This window comes from Mordavella massiliensis (assembly GCF_016902415.1).
Lineage (GTDB): Bacteria > Bacillota > Clostridia > Lachnospirales > Lachnospiraceae > Merdimonas > Merdimonas faecigallinarum.
In genome coordinates, this window is record NZ_JACJLV010000068.1 from 1 (window position 1) to 7,904 (window position 7,904).

At 40.1% G+C, this 7,904-nt stretch carries 7 protein-coding genes; all 7 read left to right on the forward strand.

The genetic code is table 11. The features are described 5' to 3' along the window. The first annotated feature begins 134 nt into the window (after window positions 1-134). The gene (locus tag H6A13_RS12165; protein ID WP_204909820.1) at window positions 135-1,025 is read left to right on the forward strand and encodes a LicD family protein; all 891 of its coding nucleotides are present in this window, start codon (window positions 135-137) and stop codon (window positions 1,023-1,025) included. Next, window positions 1,015-2,166, forward strand: coding sequence for a glycosyltransferase (locus H6A13_RS12170; RefSeq protein WP_204909821.1), 1,152 nt, complete (start codon window positions 1,015-1,017; stop codon window positions 2,164-2,166). Before H6A13_RS12165 ends, H6A13_RS12170 begins: the two co-directional genes overlap by 11 nt. Before the next feature lie 2 nt (window positions 2,167-2,168). Further along, entirely contained in the window at window positions 2,169-2,861 is a 693-nt protein-coding gene (locus H6A13_RS12175; RefSeq protein ID WP_204909822.1) for a glycosyltransferase, read from the forward strand. A gap of 11 nt (window positions 2,862-2,872) precedes the next feature. Beyond that, on the forward strand, window positions 2,873-3,220 hold the full coding sequence (locus tag H6A13_RS12180; RefSeq protein WP_204909823.1) for a DUF2304 domain-containing protein: 348 nt from the start codon (window positions 2,873-2,875) through the stop codon (window positions 3,218-3,220). A 153-nt stretch (window positions 3,221-3,373) separates the two neighbouring features. Next, on the forward strand, window positions 3,374-6,601 hold the full coding sequence (locus H6A13_RS13445; protein ID WP_275952162.1) for an N-acetylmuramoyl-L-alanine amidase: 3,228 nt from the start codon (window positions 3,374-3,376) through the stop codon (window positions 6,599-6,601). 28 nt (window positions 6,602-6,629) lie between these two features. Next, window positions 6,630-7,235, forward strand: coding sequence for a GerMN domain-containing protein (locus tag H6A13_RS12225; RefSeq protein ID WP_204909824.1), 606 nt, complete (start codon window positions 6,630-6,632; stop codon window positions 7,233-7,235). Window positions 7,236-7,269: 34 nt separating this feature from the next. Beyond that, on the forward strand, window positions 7,270-7,904 hold a 635-nt coding region (locus tag H6A13_RS12230), incomplete at its 3' end, for a DUF2142 domain-containing protein (RefSeq protein WP_204909825.1).

Sequence of the window (7,904 nt, forward strand, 5' to 3'; positions counted from 1 at the left end):
ATGTGGAGTTATGGGAGCAGCAATGTCATATGCAACAGCGATGATGGTATTTTTATTTGTTGTAATGATTATGTTTGCATTTAGCTTTTTTATAGCAGTAAAAAAAAGAAATAAGAAGATAAAGGAAGAATAAAATGCAAAAGAGATATCAAATAAGAAGAAAATATGATAAAAAAGTATTAACAAAACTGCATGAAGTACAACTTCATATATTGGCAGACTTTAAGAATGTATGTGAAAAATATGATCTTTCATATTTTGTTGTATATGGAACTGCTATTGGTGCAGTACGTCATCAAGGATTTATTCCATGGGATGATGATATTGATGTGGCGATGCTTCGAGAAGATTATGATAAGTTTTGTGAAGTTTTTCAAAAAGAGATGGGGAAAGAGTATAACCTTTTGACGCCGGAAATTGATGGACGATATGCTTGTACAGTAACACACATCCAGCGTAAAGGTACAAAATTTATTTCAGAAGCATCACAGGATCTTAAATGTGATTTGGGAATTTTTATGGATGTTTTTCCGTTGGATTATGTGGCACGAGAGAAAAAAGCTGCAAAAAGACAAGCACGATGGACAAATATCTATGGAAGATTATTGTTTTTGTCTGGAACAGCTTATCCGGTTATTCCTTATAAAGGCCTAGTGCGGATGATGGGGGAAGTGTGTTGTTGGATATTGCATTATATTCTTAAAGTCTTGCGGATTAGTCCACAATTTCTTTATAGAAAATATTTGAAAGTGGCAACCCGATATAATAATTCGGCGAATCGAAGTAGTTATGTGACTTCTTTTGAGTATGCCGGGGGATTAAAAGACAAGGTTAAAAAGACGGATTTATTTCCTCTTAAAACGGTTCCATTTGAGGATATATGTGTTAATATACCGGCAAACAACCATGAGTTTTTATCGAAAGTATATGGGGATTATATGAGAATTCCGCCCAAAGAAGAGAGGATTAATCATATGCCTTTAATAATTCAATTTGAAGGGGAGGAGCCAATACGTGGAATGTAAAAAATATTGCATATTTGCAGCGCAATACTTTCCGCATTTAGGAGGAGTAGAAAGATATACTTATAACCTGGCGAAAAAGTTAATTGAAAAAGGAAATAAAGTCGTAATCGTGACTTCAAATGTATATAGACTTGCGGAATTTGAAAAAGTAGATGGCATTCCTGTTTACAGATTGCCGTGTTGGAATCTCCTGGAAGGAAGATATCCGATATTAAAACCGGATAAGTCTTTTAGATTAATTCATAAAAAGCTTAAAAGTCAGCATTTTGATATGGTCATTGTTAATACTCGTTTTTATTTTCATTCACTGTATGGTATGATTTTTGCGAAAGGGAAAAGAGTTAAATGTATTACTCTGGATCATGGAACCAGTCATCTGTCAGTTCACAACCCATTCTGGGATTTCGTGGGAGGAATTTTTGAACATGCGTTGACAAAAGTGGATACATTATTCTGTAAAGATTATTATGGGGTTTCGCTTGCATGTAATAAATGGCTTTCGCATTTCCATATTAAGGCAAAAGGAGTGTTATATAATTCTATTGACTTGAAAGAAATTCGTGATATGCTGTCTAAGGAGGCAATATCGTATCGTAAAGAATACAATGTTGCCCAAAATGCAATTGTAATATCATTTACAGGAAGGCTACTTAAAGAGAAGGGGTTGCCAAGCTTGTTAAATGTAATGGATAAAATTTTAAAAGAGCGCAAAGATGTATTTTTATTTATAGCCGGTGATGGCGATATGGAAAAGGAGATACAAAGACGGAAAAATGAACATATTATTCCACTCGGACGTATTGATTTTCCGCATATTGTAGCATTATTAAAAGAAACAGATATTTTTTGTCTTCCATCTTTTTCGGAAGGGTTTTCGACATCAATTCTAGAAGCGGCAGCATGTGGCTGTTATGTGGTAACAACTGCCCGGGGCGGAGCAAAGGAGTTGCTGGTGAATGATGAATATGGTTGTGTGATTCCAAATAATCAAGAAGATACACTTTACGTGGCTCTGAAAAACACAATCGACAATAAGGAGAAGAGAGAGAAGGGAATAAAGCTTACATATGAAAGAATAGAACAGAATTTTACGTGGGATATTGTTGCCGGGCAGGTGGAAAAAATTTGTGAGGAGAGCTAGTTGTGAAGAAGCTTATTATTATACCAGCTTATAATGAAGAAGCTAATATTGAAAAAACAGTTACAGCAATTCAGAGAGATGCAAAAGATTTTGATTATGTGATTATCAATGACTGTTCCATAGATAGAACGAGAGAAATCTGTGAGGAACATGGGTATAATATCGTAAATCTGCCTATTAATCTTGGGATAGGTGGAGCTGTGCAAACTGGATATAAGTATGCGAGAAAGCACGAATACGATATGGCCGTACAGGTAGACGGCGACGGTCAACACGATCCTGAATTTCTAAATATAATGGCAGAATATATTGAGAAGAATCAGGTGGATATGGTAATAGGTTCCCGGTTTATAGAAAAAAAAGGGTTTCAGTCATCTACCGCAAGAAGGGTGGGCATAAAGTTCTTTTCATGGCTGATAAAGGGTCTTACAGGAGCAACAATTACAGATCCTACTTCGGGTTTGCGAATGGCAGGAAGAAATGTTATAGCGCTATTTGCCAGAGATTATCCAAAAGATTATCCGGAACCAGAAAGTGTTGTTGCTGTTCTAAGAAAAGGTATGACTGTAAGGGAAATACCGGTAGTTATGCATGAAAGGGAAGGCGGCGTATCATCAATATCGCCTAAGAAGTCTGTTTATTATATGGTAAAAGTAACTCTTGCAATTTTGATTGAACGAATCAGAAAATATTAGTGGGGTGAATAATGAATATCAGAATTCAAATTATTGTGGGGATTGTTGTTATCTTAGCTTTAGTCGTTATCGTTAATATGATACGGCAAAAAAAACTGGAACTCAGATATGCACTTTCGTGGCTATGCGTGGGGATTGCGGTGTTAGTATTAGATTGTTTTCCACAGTTGATTACATGGCTGTCCTGGAAAGTGGGAATAGCAAGCCCGGTGAACATGTTGTTTTTCTTTGGCTTTTGCTTTTCCTTAATAATCATCTTTGTCTTAACAATCGCAATGTCCAGAATGTCTATTCGGATTAAAGAATTGGCACAGGAACTGGCACTTTTTGAAAAGGAAAAGAAGGAAGCGGATAATTAGAAAGGGGTTTATAAAATGAATAAGATTATAAAAAAGAGGGCGATTGCATTTTTATTATCGTTGGCCTTAATAACTGGCATAGCGCCAATAGATGTTGCTCAGGCTGCAGATGTGGAAAATTCGATTTCCACGATGAGTGTGCAGGACGAATCAATGAACGAGGAACAGAAAGTAGGGGAGACTGTCGCAACAGAAGAGCAGGAGAATAGTCAAAGTCAGGCAAATGAGGAGCCGCAGCTTCAATATATTTACGTGGAATCCTCTTATCTGCTGACGCCGGGAACGCAAAAGGTTGTTGCTTCTCTTCAAGAGGGAATAGTTCCGTCAGCGGCAACCTTAATATATGAGAATGAGGATACAGGGGAGCAGTTGTCTGTACAGGCTGGAGAGATTGATGAAGCCGCGATAGCTTTTTCTGTGGATTATGCAGATGAGAGCCAGACGGGGATCTATCATCTTCTGAAGGTAAGCGTAGATATAAATGGTGTTACATACGATATGGATCTGAATGCCATGGGGATAAATTCCCGTTATGGTGTAAACCGGGACTGTGAGACTACTCCCGATGCAGTGGTGGAGGAAGGAGATACAGTTGGAGAAAGCAGGATGTCTGAACAGCCGGGCGTGGCTGCTACCTTTCTGACATTTGATGAAAATGGAGATGTGATAGAAGACGAATCTGCGGAGAACGCCATTACAGAGGCTACGGCCGAAGTAGACGGGAAAGCGAAAGCCCGAAGTTTGTCGGATAGTGCGAAGTCCGGGAATATGGTGGTAGTACTGGATCCCGGGCATGGAGGAAAAGATTCTGGTGCGGTAGGTGTAAATGGGGTCTATGAAAAGAATCTTACATTAAAAATAGCCCAATATTGTAAAACAGAGTTAGAACAGTACAGTGGTGTTACCGTTTATATGACACGTACGGATGATAGCTATCCGGGCGGTACAGGAGGAGCCTCTGAGGATCTTGATAATCGAGTGGCTTATGCCAAAAGTGTCGGAGCAAATGTGCTGGTCAGCATTCATTTGAATTCGACCGGGACAGGATCAGCCTATGGAGCAGAAGTATATTTTCCCAATAGTAATTACAAACCAGAAGTTGGCAGTGAAGGAAAGAATCTGGCACAGAAGGTGCATGATGAATTGGTAAGTTTGGGTATATACGGAAGAGGGATTAAGATTCGGTATACAGCAAATGGCAGTACATATCCGGATGGCTCCCTGGCTGATTATTATGGTCTGATTTATCGTGCAAAAAAAGCAGGATTCCCTGCAATTATTATTGAGCATGCTTTTATTGACAACCAAAACGATTATAACAAGTTTTTAAGTTCTGATGAAAAACTCCAGAAGCTTGGTGTGGCTGATGCAACAGGAATTGCTAAAGCTTACGGTTTAAGTAAAGGTAAGTGGGAACGGGACGAAACCGGATGGAGATGGCAGTATGGAGATGGCACCTATGCCAGAGATTGCTGGGTACTGGTAGGTGGATCCTGGTATTATATGGGAAGCGATACATACATGTTGACCGGATGGCAGACCATCAATGGAGCAAAGTATTACCTGAATCCTGGCAATGGAGCTATGCAGACCGGCTGGCTGTTATTAGATGGTAAATGGTATTATCTGAATGCCAGCGGTGCGATGATGTCGGATGGATGGACCTGGATTGGAAGCGGTTGCTATTACTTTGATAAGGACGGAGTAATGGCGGCAGACACCTGGGTTGGAGATTATTATGTAGATGCCAGCGGAGCCTGGGTTCAAGGTTGGGTAAAACCCTGTTGGATCGAGAATGGCGGACGCTGGTGGTATCGTCATAAAGACGGGGGATATACTGCTTCTAATTGGGAATTGATTGATGGTCACTGGTACTATTTTGATGGAGCAGGCTGGATGACCACCGGCTGGCAATTGGTAGGCGGTGCCTGGTATTATATGGATGGTAGCGGTGTGATGCAGACCGGCTGGTTGGAGCAAGGGGGAACAAAATATTATCTGAGTTCTTCCGGTGTCATGCTGACAGGTTGGCAGATTATTGACAGTAAGTGGTATTACTTCAATGCTTCAGGCGTGATGGAAAAAGATACCTGGATTGGTGATTATTACGTAGATGAAAAAGGTGTCTGGGATACATCTAAAGTAAAACCGCAGTGGATCCTCAGCGGAAACCGCTGGTGGTATCGCCATGGAGATGGAAGCTATACGAAGTCTGACTGGGAAAAGATTGATGGCAAGTATTACTATTTTGACAATGCAGGCTGGATGGTAACCGGCTGGCAGTTGATTGAAGGTAAATGGTATTATATGGATGGATCCGGTGTCAAGGTAACAAATGCCTGGATCGGGAACTATTATGTAGATGATTCCGGTATCATGGCCACGGATACCTGGGTTGGAAATTATTATGTAGATGAGAATGGCGTCTGGGTGCCGGGAAAGCAAAAGGATGTCGGTTGGATCCAGAGCGGTGAGAAGTGGTGGTATCGTCATAATGACGGCAGTTATACTGTATCTAACTGGGAGAAGATAAATGGCCAGTGGTACTATTTTGACAGTGCAGGCTGGATGATGACCGGCTGGATTGTATTAGGTGACAGCTGGTATTACCTGGATGCATCTGGCGCTATGCATAAAGGGTGGCTGGAAGAAGGCGGAAACAAGTATTATCTGAATCCTGAAGCGAATAGTAGTGGAGCGGAAGGAGTTATGCTGACCGGGTATCAAAAAATTGACGGAGAATGGTACTATTTCAATAAAGGGTATTCTCCTGCTGGTGCGTTGTATTATACGGGAGTTACACCTATTATGGGTGACACTTTTTTAGGGGGTAAAGAAACGGCTGTAAAGAAAATGGCCGACTTATATAAAAGTAAGAAAAAAGAGTATCCTTCGGAAGCTCTGGGAAGAGAGATGAATCAGGATAAGGAAGGTTTTAAGGAAGAGGATTTTGCGGATACAATTGAAGATTTTTGTGGAATCCTGTATGAAGAAGCGGTTGATGAAGGAATCCGGCCGGAAGTTGTATTCGCACAGTCTATGAATGAGACAGGATGGCTTCAGTTTGGTGGAGATGTGAAGATTGAACAGTTCAATTTTGCAGGACTTGGAGCTACAGGAGGCGGTGTGGCAGGCGCTCAATTTGAGAGCGTGCGACAGGGCCTGCGTGCTCAGGTTCAGCATCTGAAAGCATATGTGACAGATGAAAAGCCGAAGAAGGAGATTGTTGATCCCAGATATAACCTCGTCACAAAAGGAACGGCTCCCTACGTAGAATGGCTGGGAATCAATGAGAATCCTAAAAAAGTAGGTTGGGCCGGTGCACTTCGCTATGGAATGACTTTGGTGAAGTCTGTAATGAAACCGCTGGAGGCAATGTAGAGTGTGTAAAAGAACCGGAGGTGTTCATATGAGAAAATGGCATAGCATTATAGTTGTTTTTGTAGTATGTATGTTGGTACTGGCTGGCTGCGGGAAAAGTGAACCGGAAGAAACAAAAGAGGAAGAGAATCAGACGGAAGCATTAGAGATTGAGAATCAGGAAGATAACGAAGATCAAATTGGCAAAGAAGATGATACGGAGGATTCAAAGGCTCAGGAACCGGAAACAGAACAACAGGAAACTGCTGTGTTTTCAAAGACAGTAACGATTTATTCTCCGAATGAAATGGCTGATGGGTTTATAACAGAAGAGGTTGAGGCATCTGAAGTAACAGAAAGCTGGGTAGTGGAACAATTGATTGCCAAAGGCGTGATTCCCGGGAATGTGCAGGCTCTTTCCTGCACAGAAACCCAGGAAGGCGGCATTAAGTCGTTAAAGCTGGATCTAAATCAGGCATTTGCTGACTTCCTTCAATCTTTGGGATCAACAGGTGAGTATATGGTAGTGGGAAGTGTGTGTAATACGTTCCTTGATGCCTATGGTTGTAGCCAGGTGCAGATCACCGTGGAAGGAAATGTTCTGGCGACAGGACATGCAGAGTATCCGGGATATATGAAAAAGTTCAATTTATAAACTTTTCACAAAATAATAAAAGAAAGATTGAAAAATGTATTTGTTAAAAAAAATTCAAATTGAAAATTTAGTTTTTACGCTAATTATTTTTTGGGGCATAGTAATGAGTTTTCTTGTTCCAACATGGCAGACACCAGATGAATTCACACATATATGGATGATTGGTGACTCGTTGAAAATTGAAGATTTTGATAAAAAAATTGAAGAAAGCATAGCATTAGATAGAGAACGTGTAGAATTTAATTACGATGAAAAAATAGATATAAATGATCAAATTGCTTCGTTTACAGCAAGGCCTACTTATAGTAGAGAAGAAATGTTGCCACAAGGTGTATCTATAACTTTAATTAAGCATTTTTCGGCAACATTAGGAATTTTATTAGGGATACTCATTGGAATACCGACATATTGGGTGTTACAATTAGGAGAATTATTCGCTCTATTATTTTATGCAATTGTATGTTATTATGCTTTAAAACTTATGCCAATAAAAAAAGAAGTTTTAGCTGTGGTAATGCTTTTCCCTATGGCACTTCAGCAGGCTGCAAGTTTAAATTATGATGCTGTTCTAATACCATTATGCTTCTTTTTTGTGGCATATATTTTCCATCTTAGATATAGTAATGATAGGGTGGGTATTAGACAAATCATTTTTGCTCTATGCTTAGG

Bases quoted from the DNA above. Each gene is read 5' to 3' on its own strand.
- H6A13_RS13445 (WP_275952162.1), top strand. From the start codon at position 3,374: ATGAACGAGGAACAGAAAGTAGGGGAGACTGTCGCAACAGAAGAGCAG.
- H6A13_RS12165 (WP_204909820.1), top strand. From the start codon at position 135: ATGCAAAAGAGATATCAAATAAGAAGAAAATATGATAAAAAAGTATTA.
- H6A13_RS12225 (WP_204909824.1), top strand. From the start codon at position 6,630: ATGAGAAAATGGCATAGCATTATAGTTGTTTTTGTAGTATGTATGTTG.
- H6A13_RS12180 (WP_204909823.1), top strand. From the start codon at position 2,873: ATGAATATCAGAATTCAAATTATTGTGGGGATTGTTGTTATCTTAGCT.